At 72.3% G+C, this 17323-nt stretch carries 12 protein-coding genes and 1 pseudogene; 4 read left to right on the forward strand and 9 right to left on the reverse strand.

Annotated features, from left to right (window positions below; all coding sequences use genetic code 11):
• Position 1: 1 nt before the first annotated feature.
• Both OG299_RS25275 and OG299_RS25280 read right to left on the reverse strand, forming a co-directional pair.
• Positions 2-1885 carry a glycoside hydrolase family 3 protein gene (locus tag OG299_RS25275; protein ID WP_442817597.1) on the reverse strand — a complete coding sequence of 628 codons (1884 nt, stop codon included), beginning with the start codon at positions 1883-1885 and terminating at the stop codon, positions 2-4.
• Between the two features lie 55 nt (positions 1886-1940).
• Positions 1941-2897 (reverse strand): LysR family transcriptional regulator, encoded by a 957-nt coding sequence (locus tag OG299_RS25280; RefSeq protein ID WP_266629122.1) that lies wholly within the window; start codon positions 2895-2897, stop codon positions 1941-1943.
• 111 nt (positions 2898-3008) lie between these two features.
• Between OG299_RS25280 and OG299_RS25285 the strand changes: the two genes are divergently transcribed.
• Positions 3009-3962: an EamA family transporter gene (locus OG299_RS25285; protein WP_327362715.1), complete on the forward strand. Its 954-nt coding sequence runs from the start codon at positions 3009-3011 to the stop codon at positions 3960-3962.
• Here OG299_RS25285 and OG299_RS25290 read toward each other — a convergent pair.
• Positions 3913-4410: pseudogene (locus OG299_RS25290) on the reverse strand (GNAT family N-acetyltransferase); the annotation flags it as partial. The gene OG299_RS25285 and the pseudogene OG299_RS25290 sit on opposite strands and share 50 nt — an antisense overlap.
• A gap of 426 nt (positions 4411-4836) precedes the next feature.
• Between OG299_RS25290 and recD2 the strand changes: the two are divergent.
• Positions 4837-7083 (forward strand): SF1B family DNA helicase RecD2, encoded by a 2247-nt coding sequence (recD2, locus tag OG299_RS25295; protein WP_327362716.1) that lies wholly within the window; start codon positions 4837-4839, stop codon positions 7081-7083.
• A gap of 183 nt (positions 7084-7266) precedes the next feature.
• Positions 7267-8556, forward strand: coding sequence for a citrate synthase (locus tag OG299_RS25300; RefSeq protein WP_031145430.1), 1290 nt, complete (start codon positions 7267-7269; stop codon positions 8554-8556).
• Positions 8557-8981: 425 nt separating this feature from the next.
• On the opposite strand, the gene OG299_RS25305 is transcribed toward OG299_RS25300, so the two are convergent.
• The 3 genes from OG299_RS25305 to OG299_RS25315 form a co-directional block, all read right to left on the reverse strand.
• Complete coding sequence (locus OG299_RS25305) at positions 8982-11282, reverse strand: heavy metal translocating P-type ATPase (protein ID WP_327362717.1); 2301 nt, start codon at positions 11280-11282, stop codon at positions 8982-8984.
• An 89-nt stretch (positions 11283-11371) separates the two neighbouring features.
• A complete protein-coding gene (locus tag OG299_RS25310) occupies positions 11372-11608 on the reverse strand; it encodes a heavy-metal-associated domain-containing protein (RefSeq protein WP_053785573.1) in 237 nt (78 codons plus the stop codon).
• Between the two features lie 141 nt (positions 11609-11749).
• Positions 11750-12418 carry a TetR/AcrR family transcriptional regulator gene (locus tag OG299_RS25315; RefSeq protein WP_327362718.1) on the reverse strand — a complete coding sequence of 223 codons (669 nt, stop codon included), beginning with the start codon at positions 12416-12418 and terminating at the stop codon, positions 11750-11752.
• A gap of 131 nt (positions 12419-12549) precedes the next feature.
• Between OG299_RS25315 and OG299_RS25320 the strand changes: the two genes are divergently transcribed.
• Positions 12550-14862 carry an MMPL family transporter gene (locus tag OG299_RS25320; protein ID WP_327362719.1) on the forward strand — a complete coding sequence of 771 codons (2313 nt, stop codon included), beginning with the start codon at positions 12550-12552 and terminating at the stop codon, positions 14860-14862.
• Between the two features lie 91 nt (positions 14863-14953).
• On the opposite strand, the gene OG299_RS25325 is transcribed toward OG299_RS25320, so the two are convergent.
• The 3 genes from OG299_RS25325 to OG299_RS25335 form a co-directional block, all read right to left on the reverse strand.
• Complete coding sequence (locus tag OG299_RS25325; protein WP_053690400.1) at positions 14954-15154, reverse strand: helix-turn-helix transcriptional regulator; 201 nt, start codon at positions 15152-15154, stop codon at positions 14954-14956.
• 203 nt (positions 15155-15357) lie between these two features.
• Entirely contained in the window at positions 15358-16368 is a 1011-nt protein-coding gene (locus OG299_RS25330) for a Gfo/Idh/MocA family protein (protein ID WP_327362721.1), read from the reverse strand.
• A 20-nt stretch (positions 16369-16388) separates the two neighbouring features.
• Positions 16389-17303 (reverse strand): sugar phosphate isomerase/epimerase family protein, encoded by a 915-nt coding sequence (locus OG299_RS25335; RefSeq protein ID WP_266629129.1) that lies wholly within the window; start codon positions 17301-17303, stop codon positions 16389-16391.
• Positions 17304-17323: the final 20 nt, after the last annotated feature.

A 17323-nucleotide genomic window follows, 5' to 3' on the forward strand; every position in this document is an offset into this window, starting at 1 on the left:
ACTAGTCGTACGACAGCCCGTGGCCCAGCGGGTAGCGGCCCGGCACCGGGACCGGGAGGCGGCCCGAGGGTCGAGCCGCCCCGGTGACCACCCGGGCCGCCGCCCGCATCTCCACGTCCGTCCAGGTGTACGTCGCCAGCTCCGCCGCGCACGTGGGCAGCCGGGCCGGGTCGTACGGATTGCGGATCGCCACCACGACCACCGGCACCCCGGTGGCCAGTAGCTCCGTGACCAGCGTGCGCTGCGGATCGTCCCCCTCCGGGACGTTGTACGTGCACACCAGCACCGCCGCGTTGCCGGGCGCCGCGGCCACCGCCCGGGCGGGCGGTACGGCCGTCGCAGCACAGCCCAGCGCGGTCAGCTCCCGGGCCAATACCGCGGTGGGGGGCCCTGTCGTACCGCTGGGGGAGGCCGGGTCGGCCCCGGTGACCAGCACCCGGGGCCCGGCCGTCGCATCCAGGGGCAGCAGTTTCACGGGATTGGCCAGCAGGGTCGTCGTACCCGCCGCGATCTCGTCGGCGGCGGTCAGGTGCGCCGGGATCCCCACCATCGCGTCCATCTGCCCGGCGGCGGTGTGCGCCGCGTCGAACAGGCCCCGGCGGGCCTTCAGTTCGAGGATCCGCAGTACCGATTCCTCGATCCGGTCCTGCGTCAGCTCGCCCGCCTCGACGGCCGCGAGCACGCTGCGGTGCGCGAGCCCCAGGTCCGGCGGGTTCAGCAGTTGGTCGCAGCCCGCCTTCAGGGCCAGCACCGGGACCCGGTCGTCCCCGTACTTCTGGCGGACCCCGGCCATGTCGAGGGCGTCGGTGACCACCACCCCCCGGAAGCCGAGGCGTTCGCGCAGGATGCCGGTCACGATCGGCCGGGAGAGGGTCGCCGGGTCCCCCGAAGGGTCGAGCGCGGGGAAGACGATGTGCGCCGTCATGACGGCGTCCACGCCCGCCTCCACCGCCGCCCGGAACGGCGGCTCGTCGAGCTCCTCCCACTGGGCCCGGCTGTGCCGCATCACCGGCAGCCCGACGTGGCTGTCGGTCTCGGTGTCCCCGTGGCCCGGGAAGTGCTTGGCGGTCGCGGCGACCCCGGCGCCCTGGTAGCCGCGGACCTGGGCGGCGACCAGGGCCGCCACCGCCTGCGGGTCGGAGCCGAAGGACCGTACGCCGATCACCGGGTTGGCCGGGTTGACGTTCACGTCGGCCACCGGCGCGTAGTCCTGCCGGATGCCCATCGCGGCCAGCTCGGCGCCCGCGATGCGCGCGGCGCGGCGGGCCTCGGCGGTGGCCGTGGCGTCGGCGGCGCCCGGGCCGGAGGCGCCCGCGCCCGCGGAGGCGTTCCCGGAGGGACCGGTACCCGCCGTGCCGCTCGCGCCGTGCCGCGCCCCCAGGGCCATCGCCCCGGGCAGCAGGGTCGCGGGCTTGCCGATGCGCGCCACCGCTCCGTGCTCCTGGTCGGTGGAGAGCATCAGCGGGATGCCGGAACCGGCGGCGGCCGCCGCCCGCTGGAGGGCGGCCGACAGCTCGGCGATCTGCTGCGGGCCACGGGTGTTGTGGGCCCAGGAGAAGTAGATGATCCCGCCGAGGTGGTAGCGGGCGACCAGCTCCGCGGACGTCCGCACCCCGAACAGTTTCAGGTTCTGCTCGGCGTCCGCCGCGTCCGGGTCGGTCGCCGAATGGCCGTACGCGCGGGACACGAAGAGCTGCCCGACCTTCTCGGGCAGGCTCATCCCGGCCACCAGGCGGCGCAGCGCCGCCCGGTCGGGCGCCCGGGCGGGCGGGCGGTCGCCGGGGCGCGGGTCGTCGGCGTGCGGTCCGCCGTCCCCGCCGTCCCCGCCGCCCGGGCCACCGCCCGCGGCGTACGAGGCCACTCCGGCGGCCGTGACGGCGGCCATGGCGGCCGCGGTGAGCAGGGACCTGCGGGACGCGTGGTACGACACGCGCCGGACCCTACTGCCGGGCCGGGCCCCCGGCGCCGCGGACACTCGGGAGGTCCCCCGGAAGGGGTGCCGCGTACGCCCAGTGCTCCTGCAGGGTCCGCACGGCCTCGGTGATCGCCGGCCGGCGGGCCGCCCCCGTCCGCCACAAGGCGTACAGCCTGCGTACGGGGCCGGGCTCCAGCGGTACGGCCACCGCGCCCGCCGGCAGCGCTCCGGTGCCCAGCCGCGGGACGACGGCCACCCCGAGCCCGGCCGCGACCAGCGCGACGATGGTGTGGTTCTCCTCGGCCACGTGCGCGATGTCGGGCTCGATCCCGGCCGTGCGCAGGGTCCGCATCAGCCAGTCGTGGCAGACCCGGCCGGGTGGCTGGCAGACCCAGCGCTGGCCGCCCAGGTCGCCCCTGCGGATGACCGCCCGCGCCGTGAACGGGTGGTCGTGGGGCACCACCAGGTCGCACGGGTCGTCCCCGATGACGGCCTGCTCGACGCCCTCCGGGGCCGGCAGCGGGGCGATGTCCCAGTCGTGGGCCACCGCCAGATCGGTGACCCCCCGGGCCACCAGGTCCACCGACAGGTGGGGGTCGACCTCCGTGAGGCGCACGTCCAGCGCCGGATGCCGGCGCGCGAGATCGGCGAGCACCCCCGGCATGAGCCCGCGCGCCGCCGAGGCGAAGGCGGCCACGGTCAGCAGCCCGCTCGGCTGCCCGCGGCGCTCCTCCAGGGTGGTCTCGGCGCGCTCCACGATCGCCAGCAACTCCTGGGCGGTCTCGGCGAGATGCCGGGCCTCCTCGGTGAGCGCGACCCCGCGCCCGCGCCGCTCCAGCAGCGTGGTCCGGGTCTCCCGCTCCAGCTTGGCGATCTGCTGGGACACGGCCGACGGGGTGTATCCGAGGGCGGCCGCCGCGCCCGCGACCGAGCCGTGGACGGAGACGGCGTGCAGGGCGCGCAGCCGGGAGAGGTCGAGCATGCCGCCATCGTAGGCACCGCCGGACCACGGGAGCACCCGTAAGCGATGCTTCATCCATCCCGGAAGAGATCCGCGCTGGTGCTACATGGTTGCGCCGCCGATGCTCGAAGCATGCGTCCCGTCCACACTGCACTCGCCGTACTCGTCGCCGCCGTCTGGGGTTTCAACTTCGTCGTCATCGAGATCGGCCTCGGCCACTTCCCGCCGCTGCTCCTGTCCGCCCTGCGCTTCCTCGTCGCCGCGCTGCCCGCCGTGTTCTTCGTCGGCCGGCCCAAGACCGCCTGGAAGTGGATCATCGCGGTCGGAGTGGCCCTCGGCATCGCCAAGTTCGGCCTCCTGTTCACCGGCATGGCCGCGGGGATGCCGGCCGGACTGTCCTCCCTCGTGCTCCAGGTCCAGTCCGTCTTCACCGCCGTCCTCGCCTCGCTCGTCCTGCGCGAGCGGCCCGGGCGGGTCCGGGTGGCCGGCATGGCGGTGGCGCTCGTCGGGATCGCCGTCGCCGCCGTGGACGGGGGCACCTCCGGGCCGGTGCTCGGCTTCACCCTGGTCGTCGCGGCCGCCGCCTGCTGGGGCGTGTCCAACGTGCTGACGCGGAAGGCGTCCCCGCCCGACGCGCTGAACTTCATGGTCTGGGTGTGCACCGTCCCCGTGCTGCCGCTGTTCGGGCTCTCGCTGCTGCTGGAGGGGCCCGAGCGGGACCTGGCCGCGCTGCGCGGGCTGGACTGGTCCGGGGTCGCGGTCATCGCGTACGTGGCCTGGGTGTCCACCGTGTTCGGCTTCGGCGCCTGGAACCACCTGCTGAAGCGCTACCCGGCCTCCTCGGTCGCGCCGTTCTCGCTGCTGGTGCCGGTGTTCGGGATGTCCTCGGCCGCGCTGGTACTCGGCGAGAGCATCTCGGGGCTGCGCTGGGTGGCTGCCCTGCTGCTGGTCGGCGGCGTGGGCATGACCTCGCTGACCCCCGCCCGCGCGGGAACCCGTACGAAGGGCGGCGCGGCGGAGGTCGGCGCCGCGGCGGTCAGTGCGGGGAGTCCTCCTGCAGCGGCAGCCGCCAGTCCTGCCCCGTGAGCGCGACGCCGTACGAGCGGTGCGGGCGCTCGGCGACCAGGGTGAACCCGGCGCGCTCGTAGAGGGAACGGGCCGAGGCCAGCACGTCGTTGGTCCACAGCACCAGCTCGCGGTAGCCGACCGAGCGGGCGAACGCGACGACGGTGTCGACGAGGAGGGACCCGATGCCGTGCCCGCGCCCCTCCGGCTCGACGAGGAGCAGCCGCAGCCGCGCCGTGCCCGGTGAGCCGTCCTCGCGGACGCACATCATCGAGCCGACCGGGCGGCCGTCCAGCTCGGCGATCCAGACCCGCTCGAGATACGGGTCGTGGTCCTCGGCGAAATCCGCGACGATCCGGGCCACCAGGCCCTCGAAGTCCGTGTTCCAGCCGTACTCGGCGGCGTAGAGCGCGCCGTGCCGCTGCACGATCCAGCCCAGTTCCCCGGGCTCGGGGTCCCGCAGCCGTACCGCTGCGGCGGAGTTGTCAGCAGGGGGCTCCATGGCGCCCCAGGGTAGCGGGCTGATTCCTGCCGCCGCCCAGGATCCGGCCGAGCGGGTCGCCGAGTCCGCCGCCCTCCGCCGAGCGTGGCCACCCCCTGCAGCGGAGATTCACTCATGCCGGAAACGCTGGTTCTGTGGTGGTTCAAGGGCACATCGGACCGGCGTCGCAGTACTCGTAAGTAATGGAAACGTAAAGTTCCGATTCCGTGTGCAACCCCCGGGCGGGGTAGTGGGTCGTATGGTGCGTCGGCACTTTCGGGGAGGGATCTGGGGGGATCGGGAAGTCCGACACGGGAGGGGTAACCGTGAGGGGGTCCGGCCGCGAGGCCGGACCCCCTTCTGGTTGTCCACAGGCCTGACGGGCTGTCGGCGGCGGGAGGTAGTTTCCTTGCCATGGCAACCAACGGGGCGGTGCAACCGGCAGTGGTCGAGGGGGTGCTCGAGCGCATCACCTACGCCAACGAGGAGAGCGGGTACACGGTCGCCCGGGTCGACACCGGCCGCGGCAGCGGGGACCTGCTCACGGTCGTCGGCTCCCTGCTCGGGGCCCAGCCCGGCGAATCGCTGCGCATGGAGGGCCGCTGGGGCTCCCACCCCCAGTACGGCAAGCAGTTCACGGTGGAGAACTACCGCACGGTGCTCCCCGCGACCATCCAGGGCATACGCCGCTACCTCGGCTCCGGCCTGATCAAGGGCATCGGCCCGAAGATCGCCGACCGGATCGTGGAGCACTTCGGCACCGACACCCTCGACGTCATCGAGGCCGAGCCGAAGCGGCTGATCGAGGTGCCCGGGCTCGGCCCCAAGCGGACCAAGATGATCGGCGCCGCGTGGGAGGAGCAGAAGGCGATCAAGGAGGTCATGGTCTTCCTCCAGGGCGTCGGCGTCTCCACCTCCATCGCGGTCCGCATCTACAAGAAGTACGCCGACGCCTCCATCTCGGTGGTCAAGAACCAGCCGTACCGGCTCGCCGCCGACGTGTGGGGCATCGGCTTCCTCACCGCCGACCGGATCGCCCAGGCCGTCGGGATTCCGCACGACAGCCCCGAGCGGGTCAAGGCCGGACTTCAGTACGCCCTGTCCCAGTCCGCCGACCAAGGGCACTGCTTCCTGCCCGAGGAGCGGCTGATCGCCGACGGGGTCAAGCTGCTCCAGGTGGACACCGGGCTGGTCATCGAATGCCTGGCCGAGCTCGCCGCCGATCCGGAAGGCGTCGTACGGGAATCCGTGCCCGATCCGCAGGGCGGGCCGGACCCGCTGACCGCCGTCTATCTGGTGCCCTTCCACCGCGCCGAGCTCTCGCTGGTGGGGCAGGTCCGGCGGCTCCTGGGTACCGAGGAGGACCGGATGCCCGGCTTCCGGGACGTGGACTGGGACAAGGCCCTCGGCTGGCTGGCCGGGCGCACCGGGGCCAAGCTGGCCCCCGAGCAGCGGGACGCCGTCAGACTGGCGCTGACCTGCAGAGTGGCCGTCCTGACCGGCGGGCCGGGCTGCGGGAAGTCCTTCACCGTGCGCTCGATCGTGGAGCTGGCCCGGGCCAAGAAGGCCAAGGTCGTGCTCGCCGCGCCGACCGGCCGGGCCGCGAAGCGGCTCGCGGAGCTCACCGGGGCCGAGGCCTCCACCGTGCACCGGCTGCTGGAGCTGAAACCGGGCGGGGATGCGGCGTACGACCGGGAACGCCCGCTGGACGCGGACCTGGTGGTCGTCGACGAGGCCTCGATGCTGGACCTGCTGCTGGCGAACAAGCTGGTCAAGGCGGTGGCACCGGGTGCGCACCTGCTGCTGGTCGGGGATGTGGACCAGCTGCCCTCGGTCGGCGCCGGGGAGGTGCTGCGGGACCTGCTGGCCGAGGGCAGTCCGGTGCCCGCGGTCCGGCTGACCCGGATCTTCCGGCAGGCCCAGCAGTCGGGCGTGGTCAGCAACGCCCACCGGATCAACACGGGCCTGCTGCCGCTCACCGACGGGCTGCCGGACTTCTTCCTGTTCCCGGAGGAGGACACCGAGGAGGCCGGGCGGCTCGCCGTGGACGTGGCGGCCCGGAGGATCCCCGCCAGGTTCGGACTGGACCCGCGCCGCGACATCCAGGTGCTCGCGCCGATGCACCGCGGCCCGGCAGGCGCCGGAAACCTCAACGGCCTGCTCCAGCAGGCCATCACGCCGGCCCGGCCGAACCTGCCCGAGAAGCGGTTCGGCGGCCGGGTCTTCCGGGTCGGCGACAAGGTCACCCAGATCCGGAACAACTACGAGAAGGGCGCCAACGGCGTCTTCAACGGCACGGTCGGCGTCGTCACCGCCCTCGACGTGGACGAACAGCGGCTGACGGTACGGACGGAGGAGGACGAGGAGGTCGGCTACGAGTTCGCCGAACTGGACGAGCTGGCCCACGCGTACGCCGTCACCATCCACCGCTCCCAGGGGAGTGAATATCCCGCCGTGGTGATCCCGGTCACCACCGGGGCTTGGATGATGCTCCAGCGCAATTTGATCTACACGGCGGTGACCAGGGCGAAGAAACTCGTCGTGCTGGTCGGGTCCCGCAAGGCCCTCGGCCAGGCTGTGCGTACCGTTTCTGCAGGCAGGAGGTACACGGCGGTCGCGCCCAGGCTGTCCGGACGCGTACCGGTGGGAAACATCACCTAAATGATCGATCATTTGGGGTTCCGGCACCGGCGCGGAGGGGGCAGGATGAGCAGGTTGAAGGCACTCAGTGCCGTCAAAAAGACCAAAGGCCGACCCCGAGTGCACTCTCCTGCGCCAAATGGGGGAAGGTAGAGGCAGTCAGGGCACCTCTGAAGAAGAGGCACTACGTCGGTGAGGGATGACGTGAGCGACAACTCTGTAGTACTCCGGTACGCGGACGGTGAATACACCTACCCGGTGGTCGAAAGCACCGTCGGTGACCAGGGCTTCGACATCTCGAAGCTGAGGGCCCAGACCGGGCTCGTCACCTTGGACAGCGGATACGGCAACACCGCCGCCTACAAGTCCGCGATCACCTACCTCGACGGTGAGCAGGGAATCCTGCGTTACCGCGGTTACCCGATCGAGCAGCTGGCCGAGCGTTCGACCTTCATCGAGGTCGCGTACCTGCTGATCAACGGTGAGCTGCCGACCGTCGACCAGCTCGCGTCGTTCCGCAACGAGATCACCCAGCACACGCTGCTGCACGAGGACGTCAAGCGGTTCTACGACGGCTTCCCGCGCGACGCGCACCCGATGGCGATGCTGTCCTCCGTGGTCAGCGCGCTGTCGACGTTCTACCAGGACAGCCACAACCCGTTCGACGAGAAGCAGCGCAACCTCTCGACGATCCGGCTGCTGGCCAAGCTCCCGACGATCGCGGCGTACGCGTACAAGAAGTCGGTCGGCCACCCGGTGGTCTACCCGCGCAACGACCTCGGCTACGTCGAGAACTTCCTGCGCATGACCTTCTCCGTGCCGGCCCAGGAGTACGACCTGGACCCGGTCGTGGTCTCGGCGCTCGACAAGCTGCTGATCCTGCACGCGGACCACGAGCAGAACTGCTCGACCTCCACCGTGCGCCTGGTCGGCTCCTCGCAGGCGAACATGTTCGCCTCGATCTCCGCCGGCATCTCGGCCCTGTGGGGCCCGCTGCACGGTGGCGCCAACCAGTCCGTCCTCGAGATGCTCGAGGGCATCAAGAACGACGGCGGCGACGTCGACGCCTTCATCCGCAAGGTGAAGAACAAGGAAGACGGCGTCCGCCTCATGGGCTTCGGGCACCGCGTCTACAAGAGCTTCGACCCCCGGGCGAAGATCATCAAGGCGGCGGCGCACGACGTCCTCTCGGCGCTCGGCAAGAGCGACGAGCTGCTCGACATCGCGCTCAAGCTGGAAGAGCACGCGCTGGCCGACGAGTACTTCGTCTCGCGCAACCTCTACCCGAACGTGGACTTCTACACCGGCCTGATCTACCGGGCCATGGGCTTCCCGACCGAGATGTTCACCGTGCTCTTCGCGCTCGGCCGCCTTCCCGGCTGGATCGCCCAGTGGCACGAGATGATCAAGGAGCCGGGTTCCCGCATCGGCCGTCCGCGCCAGATCTACACCGGCGAGGTCCTGCGCGACTTCGTCCCGGTCGAGGCCCGCTGACCCGAGGCTCAACCGAGGCCTTCCGCCGACGCGTTCAGTCGGGCGAAGAGGCCGCCAGGCAAGCGAAAAGCGCCCCGCCGTCGATCCCCCCACGGGTCGACGGTCGGGGCGCTTTCCTGTCCCCGGAACGGATTCCCCCCACGGGACCCGAGCCGGGGTGTCGGCGAGGAGCGCACGCGTGGTGCGCTCCGGTGGGTGTCTGCCGGGACCCGTACGGGTCGGGAGGGCCGCTCAAAGCACCCCGTTGGGCACGCGTCCCGGCCGGCTGATGCCCCGGGACGTCCCCCAAGACCCCCGTGAACGTCCCCCAAGACGTTCCTGGCATCGCCCCATTAGACCCACTGCAGTGCCGGATGGTTACGTTGCAATCACTGTGATCTGCGTCTCCTGTGAAGGAAGTGTGCGTGCGGTGAGGAGAAGATCCACTACCGGAAGGATCGCAACCGGAGGCTGTTGCTCACCACGAAAACGGAGGAGAACGCCATCGCCGCCCCCGCAATCATAGGGTTGAGCAAGCCGGCGGCCGCGAGCGGCAAGGCCAACACGTTGTAGCCGAACGCCCAGAACAGGTTGCCCTTGATGGTGGCCAGGGTCCGCCGGGAGAGCCGGATCGCGTCCGCCGCCACCCGCAGGTCCCCCCGTACGAGGGTCAGGTCGCCCGCCTCGATGGCGGCGTCGGTGCCGGTGCCCATGGCCAGGCCGAGGTCCGCCTGGGCCAGCGCGGCCGCGTCGTTGACCCCGTCGCCCACCATGGCGACCGTACGGCCCTGCGCCTGGAGCCGGCGTACGACGTCCACCTTGTCCTGCGGGAGCACCTCCGCGATCACCTCGTCGATGCCCACCTCGCGGGCCACCGTCTCGGCCACGGCCTTGTTGTCGCCGGTCAGCAGCACCGGGGTCAGGCCCAGCGCCCGCAGCCGGGACACCGCCTCGGCGCTCGTCTCCTTGACCGCGTCCGCCACGGTCAGGACCCCGCGCGCCGCCCCGTCCCAGGCCACCGCGACGGCGGTGCTGCCGGCGGCCTCGGCGGCCGCCTTGGCCTCGGCGAGACCCGCGGGCAGGGTGATCGACCAGTCGGCCAGCAGCTGCTCGCGGCCCACCAGGACGGCGTGTCCGTCGACGACGCCCTGGACGCCCAGCCCGGCGAGGGCCTCGAAGGACTCCGGGACCGGCAGGGAGCCGGCCCGCTCGGCGGCGCCGGTGGCGATGGCCCGGGCGATCGGGTGCTCGGAGGAGTGCTCCAGCGAGCCCGCGAGGCGCAGCAGTTCGCGCTCGTCCGTACCGGCGGCGGTGTGCACGCCGGACAGGGCCATCCGGCCGGTGGTGACCGTACCGGTCTTGTCGAGCACGACCGTGTCGACGCGGCGGGTGGACTCCAGCACCTCGGGGCCCTTGATCAGGATGCCCAGCTGCGCGCCCCGCCCGGTGCCGACCATCAGCGCGGTCGGGGTGGCCAGGCCCAGGGCGCAGGGGCAGGCGATGATCAGGACGGCCACGGCGGCGGTGAAGGCGGCGGTGGGGTCGTCGGTGATCAGCAGCCAGGTCACCCAGGTGCCGAGCGCCAGGACCAGTACGACCGGTACGAAGACCCCGGAGATCCGGTCGGCGAGGCGCTGCACCTCGGCCTTGCCGTTCTGCGCCTCCTCGACGAGCCGGGCCATGCGGGCGAGCTGGGTGTCGGCGCCGATCCGGGTGGCCTCGACGACGAGGCGGCCGGAGGCGTTGACGGTGGCGCCGGTGACGGAGCCGCCCACGCCGACCTCGACGGGCACCGACTCGCCGGTCAGCATCGAGGCGTCCACGGCGGAGGCGCCCTCGACGACCGTGCCGTCGGTGGCGATCTTCTCGCCCGGGCGGACGACGAACCGGTCGCCGACCGCGAGCTGCGCCACGGGGATCCGTACCTCGCTGCCGCCGCGCAGGACGGCGACGTCCTTGGCGCCCAGCTCGAGCAGGGCCTTCAGGGCGGCGCCCGCCTTCCGCTTGGAGCGGGCCTCCAGGTAGCGGCCGAGCAAGATGAAGGTGACGACGCCGGCGGCGACCTCCAGGTAGATCGTGGAGGAGCCGTCCGTACGCGAGACGGTGCCTCCCGCGACCGTGAAGAGGGTGAAGTCGTGCCGCATGCCCGGCATCCCGGCGTGGCCGAAGAACAGGGCCCACAGCGACCAGGTGAAGGCGGCGAGCGTGCCGACCGAGACCAGGGTGTCCATGGTGGCGGCGCCGTGCCGGGCGTTGGTCCAGGCGGCCTTGTGGAAGGGGAGGGCGCCCCAGACCACCACGGGGGCGGCCAGGGTCAGCGAGAGCCACTGCCAGTTGTCGAACTGGAGGGGCGGGATCATCGAGAGCAGCACGACGGGCAGGGCCAGTACGGCGGAGACCAGCAGCCGCTGGCGCAGCGCGGCCAGCTCGGGGTCGCGGGGGGAGCCGGCCTGCGCGGCCTCCGGGACCTCGGCTTCCGGTTCCGGTTCCGGCGGCGGGGGCTCCTCGGCGGTGTACCCGGTCTTGACGACGGTCGCGATCAGGTCGGCGACCTGGACCGCGCCGCCGTACGAGACGCGGGCCTTCTCGGTGGCGTAGTTCACCGTGGCGGTGACCCCGTCCATCCGGTTCAGCTTCTTCTCGATGCGGGCGGCGCAGGAGGCGCAGGTCATCCCGCCGATGCTCAGCTCTACCTCGGCGGCTCCGGCCGCCGCTATGGGCCCGTCGTGCACTGTGCTGCTGCTCATGTCCGGCTCCAGGGGGAGGGCCGGGTCGTACGGAAACCAGTATGAGCTGGCCGGCACGACCCGGCGGGGTACTGCGAAGGAGAGGGTGCTCAGGCGGCCCGGCCGGCGAACTCGTATCCGGCCTCGTCCACGGCGGCGCGGACGTCCTCGTCGGCGAGCGCGGCGGCGGAGACCACGGTGACCTCGCCGGTCGCGGCGACGGCCTTGACCGAGCTGACGCCCGGCAGGGCGGAGATCTCGGTGGTCACCGCGCCCTCGCAGTGCCCGCAGGTCATGCCGGTCACCCGGTAGACGGTGGTGGTCTGGGTGTCCGTCTCGGCGGTCATGTCGTTCTCCTCTTCAAGGGCGTGTCCGGTCGCCGGGGCCGGCGGTTTCGCTCCACCGTCCTCCCGACTCTTGGAGACTATACCCCTAGGGGGTATCAATGCGAGGGTTCGCCGCCACTTCCGGCCGGTTCCGGATGTACGTCAGTGCGGGCGGGACGCCGTGACCATCGGCTCCAGGTAGCGCAGCAGCACGGTCTTCAGCTCGGCGACGTACGCGGCCCGCTCGGCGCCCTCGCTCGCCAGGATCAGGTCGAGCGACGCCTTGAAGATGCCCAGGATCATGTTGGAGACGTGGGTGATCTCGTCGGGCGTGCCGTCCGGGCAGAAGCTGCGCAGGATGCCCTGGACCCGGGTCAGCAGCCCGGAGTGCAGCTCCTCGTGCTCCTGGGTGATGCCGGGGATGCCGGAGCCGTGCATGAGGGCCCAGAACGCCGGGTTCTCGCAGTTGAAGGCGATGACCGGGTCCAGGACGGCGTCGAGCAGCTCGGGCAGGGGCCGGTCCAGGTTCTCGGGGAGGAAGGTCTGGCCGTGCATCTCGTGGGCGCGCCGGAGCAGCTGGCCGCCCAGCTCGATCGCGATGGCCTCTTTGTTCGGGAAGAACTGGTAGAGCGTGCCCGGTGAGACCTCGGCCTCGCGGGCGATGGCGTTGGTGCTGGCCGCGGCGTAGCCGGTACGGCAGAACACGCTGGCGGCCGCCGCCAGGAGCTGGGCGATCCGGCGCTCCCCGCGGGCCTGGCGCCGGGGTGCGGCGGCCTTCTTCGTGGCCTTCGGGGCCTTTGCGGCGGTTTCGGCCTGGGGCCTCTCCGGCATGTCACGTCCTTTGCTTCCCGTGGGTGATTGACAAACGCGAGAGGGCGCTCGCATTCTTGGAAAACGCGAGCGACTGCTCGTGTTTGCCAGTCTAAGTCGCCTGGCAATCACGGTGAAGGGGACACCGAGTCATGTCCGAAGTCAAAAAACCGCCGTCGCCAGGGGAGAGCGGACGGTGGACCCGGATCGTCACGGCCCGGCCCCGGCTCTCGCTGCTGCTCGCCCTCGTGGTCACGGCACTGGCCGTCCTCGCGGGCAGCGGCGTCGCCGACCGGATGGGCAGCGGCGGCTGGGAGGACCCGGACGCCCGGTCCACCTACGCCTCCAAGGTCCTCGAGCGCGAGTTCCCCGGCTCCCAGCCCAACCTGCTCCTGCTGGTGGACGCCGGGACCGGGGCCGGGGCCGGGGCCGGGGCCGGCGTGGGCGCGGGGTCGGCGTCGGGGGCGGCCGGCGTGGACGATCCCGCCGTCGCGGCCGAGGCCGAGCGGCTGACCGCGCAACTCGCCTCCGAGCAGGGGGTGGCCGGAGTCGGCTCGTACTGGCGCACGCACCTGCCCGCGCTGCGCTCCGAGGACGGCAGGCAGGCCCTGATCGCCGCCCGGGTGCTCGGCGACGAGAAGACCCGCGCCGCGGTGCTGGAGCGGATCGCCCCGCGCTACCGGGGCGAGCACGGGCCGGTGCGCGTCTCCCTCGGGGGGCCGGTCGCCGTCCAGCGCGAGGTGACCACCACCATCCAGGAGGACCTGCTGCGCGCCGAGGTGATCGCCCTGCCGGTGACCCTCGTCCTGCTCATCATCGTCTTCGGCAGCGCCGTCGCCGCGCTGCTGCCGCTGGGCGTGGGCATCGTCGCCATCCTCGGCACCAACGCCGTGCTGCGCGGCCTCACCGAGTTCACCGACGTCTCCGTCTTCGCCCAGAACCTGACCACCGCGCTCGGGCTCGGACTCGCCATCGACTACGCCCTGTTCATCGTGCGGAGGTTCCGCGAGGAGCTCGCCGCCGGGCGGGATCCGGTGGCAGCCGTGGGGGCCACGCTGCGGACCGCCGGGCGCACGGTGCTGTTCTCGGCGCTGACGGTGGCCGTCTCGCTTTCGGCGATGCTGTTCTTCCCGATGTACTTCCTGCGGTCCTTCGCCTACGCCGGGGTCGCGGTGGTCCTGCTCGCGGCGGCCGCGGCCCTGATCCTGCTGCCGGCGGCGCTGGTGCTGCTCGGGGAGCGGGTCAACTCCCTCGACCTGCGGCGGCTGTGGCGGCGGGGGCGCGCCGGGGCGGCCGCAGGGGCGCCGGGCGCGGATGCCGAGGCCGGCCGGGGCTGGGCGCGGGCGACCGCGCTGGTGATGCGCCGGGCCCCCGTGTTCGCCATCGCCACCACGGCGGGGCTGCTCCTGCTCGGACTGCCCTTCCTCGGGGTCAAGTTCGGCACCGTGGACGACCGGCAGCTGCCGAAGACGGCCTCGTCCCACCTGGTCCAGCAGCAGATCCGCGACGGCTTCCCGGGCAGCCCCGGCGCCGGGCTGACCGTGCTGGCCGAGGGCGCGGCAGGTCCCGCGGACCTGGCCGACTACCGGGACCGGCTGGCCGCCCTGCCCGGGGTGCGGGTGGACGGGCCGGTGAGCTCCGGGGCCCGGCCGGGGTACGCGTACTTCTCGGTGGTCACCGAGGGCGAGGCAGTGGGGCAGCGGGCCCAGGACCTCGTCGGCCAGGTGCGGGGGGTTGACGCCCCCTTCGACACCTCGGTGACAGGGCAGGCGGCGGTGCTCGTCGATGCCCAGAAGGCGATAGCGCAGAAGCTGCCGGCGGCCCTGGCCCTGGTGGTCCTGGCCACGCTGCTGCTGGTCTTCCTGCTCACCGGGAGCGTGCTGATACCCGTCCAGGCGGTATTGCTCAACGCGCTGAGCCTGACGGCGATGTTCGGGGCGGTGGTGTGGGTCTTCCAGGAGGGCAACCTGTCCGGACTGCTCTCCTTCACCTCCACCGGGGACATCGAGACCACGCTGCCCGTCCTGATGTTCTGCATCGCCTTCGGACTCTCCATGGACTACGGGGTGTTCCTCATATCCCGCATCAAGGAGGAGTACGAGCGGACCGGGGACCACGAGGGGGCGGTGCGCACCGGACTCGTCCGCACGGGCGGGCTGATCACCGCGGCGGCCGTGATCCTGGCGGTGGTGATGGTGGCCATCGGCAGCTCCCGGGTGACCAACACCAAGATGCTGGGGCTCGGGATCGCGCTGGCCGTGCTGATGGACGCGCTGGTCGTACGGAGCCTCCTGGTTCCGGCGGTCATGAAGCTGACGGGGAAGGCCACCTGGTGGGCGCCGGGCCCGCTGCGGCGACTGCACGAGCGGTTCGGGCTGAGCGAGGGGGAGTCCGCGCCGGGACCGCTGCCGCAGGTGCCGGGGGAGGCGCCGGATCCGGACCGGATACCCGCGGGCAGCCGCTAGGGGGTGGGGGAGCCGCCGCGGCTGGGGGCGGCTCCCCCGGCGGACGGGGCCCAGGCGGTCCCGTCCGCAGCCGGAGCTGCGAGCGTGGAGGTCAGTCCTCGCGGCGGCCCCGGTTGCCGGGGCGGCGGGCCACCCAGGTGCGGATCGTGTCGGCGTACCAGTAGGGCTTGCCGGCTTCCACGTGGTCGGGAGCGGGGAGCAGCCCGTGCTTGCGGTACGAGCGCACCGTGTCCGGCTGGACCCGGATGTGGGCGGCGATCTCCTTGTACGACCACAGCTGTCGGTCGCTCATCCACGACACCTCCTTGTCCACGCCGCGGGGCCGGCCTGGAAGCCGTCGGGGGAGCCGACGCGTGGACACAGACGATCAGTCAGGTTGTGCCCGGAGAACGACGGCGGGTGAAGGCGCGGGAGGGGCTGTTGAGTTGCTGTGACCGAAACCCTGCGTCATGCGGATATTCGTGACACAAGGGCGACGCCTGTGACAGATGCGGCTCAGCGGTACAGGGCCGGCCGTTCCACCAGCTCCACCGGGGTCCGTACGCCGCTGTGCGCGGCAGTGAGCCCCGCTGCCGAGACCGCGGCCGCCGCGTAGCCGTCCCAGGCGTCGGGCCCGGCCACCCGGCCCTGCGCGGCCGCGGCCACCCAGCGCCGCAGCTGGCGGTCGTACGCATCGGCGAAGCGCACGGTGAAGTCCTGCACGATCTCCCCGTAGCTGCGGCCCGCGGACCGGACGACCATCGACTGCCCCTCGCCGATCTGGGCGCTCCCCGCCTCGCCGACCGCCTCGCACCGGACCTCGTAGCCGAAGCCGCAGTTGACGAAGATCTCCACGTCCACGATCACCCCGCCCGAGGTCTCCAGCAGGACCAGCCGGGGATCGCGCAGCCCCTCGGGGGCCGCCGAGGTGGGCGTCGGAGAGAGCACGGACACCGCCGTGATCTCCTGCCCGAGTAGCCAGCGCGCCGCGTCGACCTCGTGCACGACGGAGTCGCTGATCAGCATGTCGCTGGTGAAGAACGACGGCGAAGAGGCATTGCGGTGCCGGCAGTGCAGGAACAGCGGCCGGCCGATCCCGCCCGCGTCCAGCAGCTCCTTGAGCTGCTCGTACTCGGCGTCGAACCGCCGCATGAACCCCACCTGCACCAGGCGCCGGCCCAGCCGCTGCTCCGCCTCCATCACCCGCAGCGCCCCCGCCGGATCCGGGGTCAGCGGCTTTTCGCACAGCACCGGCAACTCCCGCTCCAGGGCCTGCAGGATCGCCTCCTCGTGGGCCGGCCCCGGGGAGGCGATCAGTACGGCCTGCACCCCCGGTGCTGCTATCGCGGCCGCCGGATCCGTGTGCGCGCTCGCGCCGTCCAGCGCCGCCGCGACCGCCTTGACCCGGTCGCCGTCCGGGTCGGCCACGGCCACCACCCGGGCCCCGCCCACCGTCCGCCCGATCCGGCGGACGTGGTCGGCGCCCATCTTCCCCGTCCCGATGACGGCGATGCCCAGCGTGCTCATGTCGTTCTCCCTCCAGGGGGTCAGCGGGCGCCGCAGGAGCGCAGGTAGGCGCGGGTGCGGCGGGCGATCGGCAGCGGCCGGTCGGGCGGGCACGGGTACATGTCCTGCTCCACGATCGCGAAGAGGTCCACGCCGAGCCGCTGGGCGGCCGCGAGTACGGGCTCCAGTGCGGGCACCCCCGACGGCGGTTCGCACATCACCCCGCGGGCCACGGCCGGCCCGAAGGGCAGCTGCTCCGCGACGACTTCGGCGAGGATCCGCGGGTCGACCTGCTTGAGGTGGAGGTAGCCGATCCGCTCGGCGAAGGTCTCGACGGCCTGCACGCTGTCGCCGCCGCAGTAGGCGTAGTGCCCGGTGTCCAGGCACAGGGAGACCAGGTCCGGGTCGGTGGAGTCCAGGAAGCGGGCCACGTTGTCCGGGGTGTCGATGTGCGTGTCCGCATGCGGATGGACGACGATCCGCAGCCCGTACCGGTCCTGGACCTCCCGGCCCAGGCGCTCGGTCTGCGTGGTCAGTTCACGCCATTGCGCGGGCGTGAGGGTGCGGTCCTCCAGCACCTCGCCGGTCTTGTCGTCCCGCCAGAACGAGGGAATGACGACGAGGTGGCGCGCGCCCATGGCCTGGGTGAGCGCCGCGATCCGCGACACGTGCTCCCAGGTGTCCGCCCAGACGGCGGGCCCGTGATGGAGTCCCGTGAAGACGGTGCCGGCGCTGACCCGCAGGCCCCGTGCGGCGGTCTCCTCGGCGAGGCGGGCGGGGTCGGTGGGGAGATAGCCGTACGGGCCGAGCTCGATCCACTCGTACCCGGAGTCGGCGACCTCGTCGAGGAATCGGTCCCACGGGGTCTGCAGCGGATCGTCGGGGAACCAGACACCCCAGGAGTCCGGAGCCGAACCGATGCGGATACGGGTCAACGCGGGCGGGGAGGACGTCATGACGGCCACCTTAGGGTGCA

It is taken from the genome of Streptomyces sp. NBC_01296, from assembly GCF_035984415.1.
In the GTDB taxonomy this organism is placed as follows: Bacteria; Actinomycetota; Actinomycetes; order Streptomycetales; family Streptomycetaceae; genus Streptomyces.

Excerpts from the sequence above, each read along its gene's own strand:
- OG299_RS25275 (WP_442817597.1), bottom strand. The coding sequence starts at position 1,885 with ATGGCCGCCGTCACGGCCGCCGGAGTGGCCTCGTACGCCGCGGGCGGT.
- OG299_RS25280 (WP_266629122.1), bottom strand. The coding sequence starts at position 2,897 with ATGCTCGACCTCTCCCGGCTGCGCGCCCTGCACGCCGTCTCCGTCCAC.
- OG299_RS25285 (WP_327362715.1), top strand. The coding sequence starts at position 3,009 with ATGCGTCCCGTCCACACTGCACTCGCCGTACTCGTCGCCGCCGTCTGG.
- recD2 (WP_327362716.1), top strand. The coding sequence starts at position 4,837 with ATGGCAACCAACGGGGCGGTGCAACCGGCAGTGGTCGAGGGGGTGCTC.
- OG299_RS25305 (WP_327362717.1), bottom strand. The coding sequence starts at position 11,282 with ATGAGCAGCAGCACAGTGCACGACGGGCCCATAGCGGCGGCCGGAGCC.
- OG299_RS25310 (WP_053785573.1), bottom strand. The coding sequence starts at position 11,608 with ATGACCGCCGAGACGGACACCCAGACCACCACCGTCTACCGGGTGACC.
- OG299_RS25315 (WP_327362718.1), bottom strand. The coding sequence starts at position 12,418 with ATGCCGGAGAGGCCCCAGGCCGAAACCGCCGCAAAGGCCCCGAAGGCC.
- OG299_RS25320 (WP_327362719.1), top strand. The coding sequence starts at position 12,550 with ATGTCCGAAGTCAAAAAACCGCCGTCGCCAGGGGAGAGCGGACGGTGG.
- OG299_RS25325 (WP_053690400.1), bottom strand. The coding sequence starts at position 15,154 with ATGAGCGACCGACAGCTGTGGTCGTACAAGGAGATCGCCGCCCACATC.
- OG299_RS25330 (WP_327362721.1), bottom strand. The coding sequence starts at position 16,368 with ATGAGCACGCTGGGCATCGCCGTCATCGGGACGGGGAAGATGGGCGCC.
- OG299_RS25335 (WP_266629129.1), bottom strand. The coding sequence starts at position 17,303 with ATGACGTCCTCCCCGCCCGCGTTGACCCGTATCCGCATCGGTTCGGCT.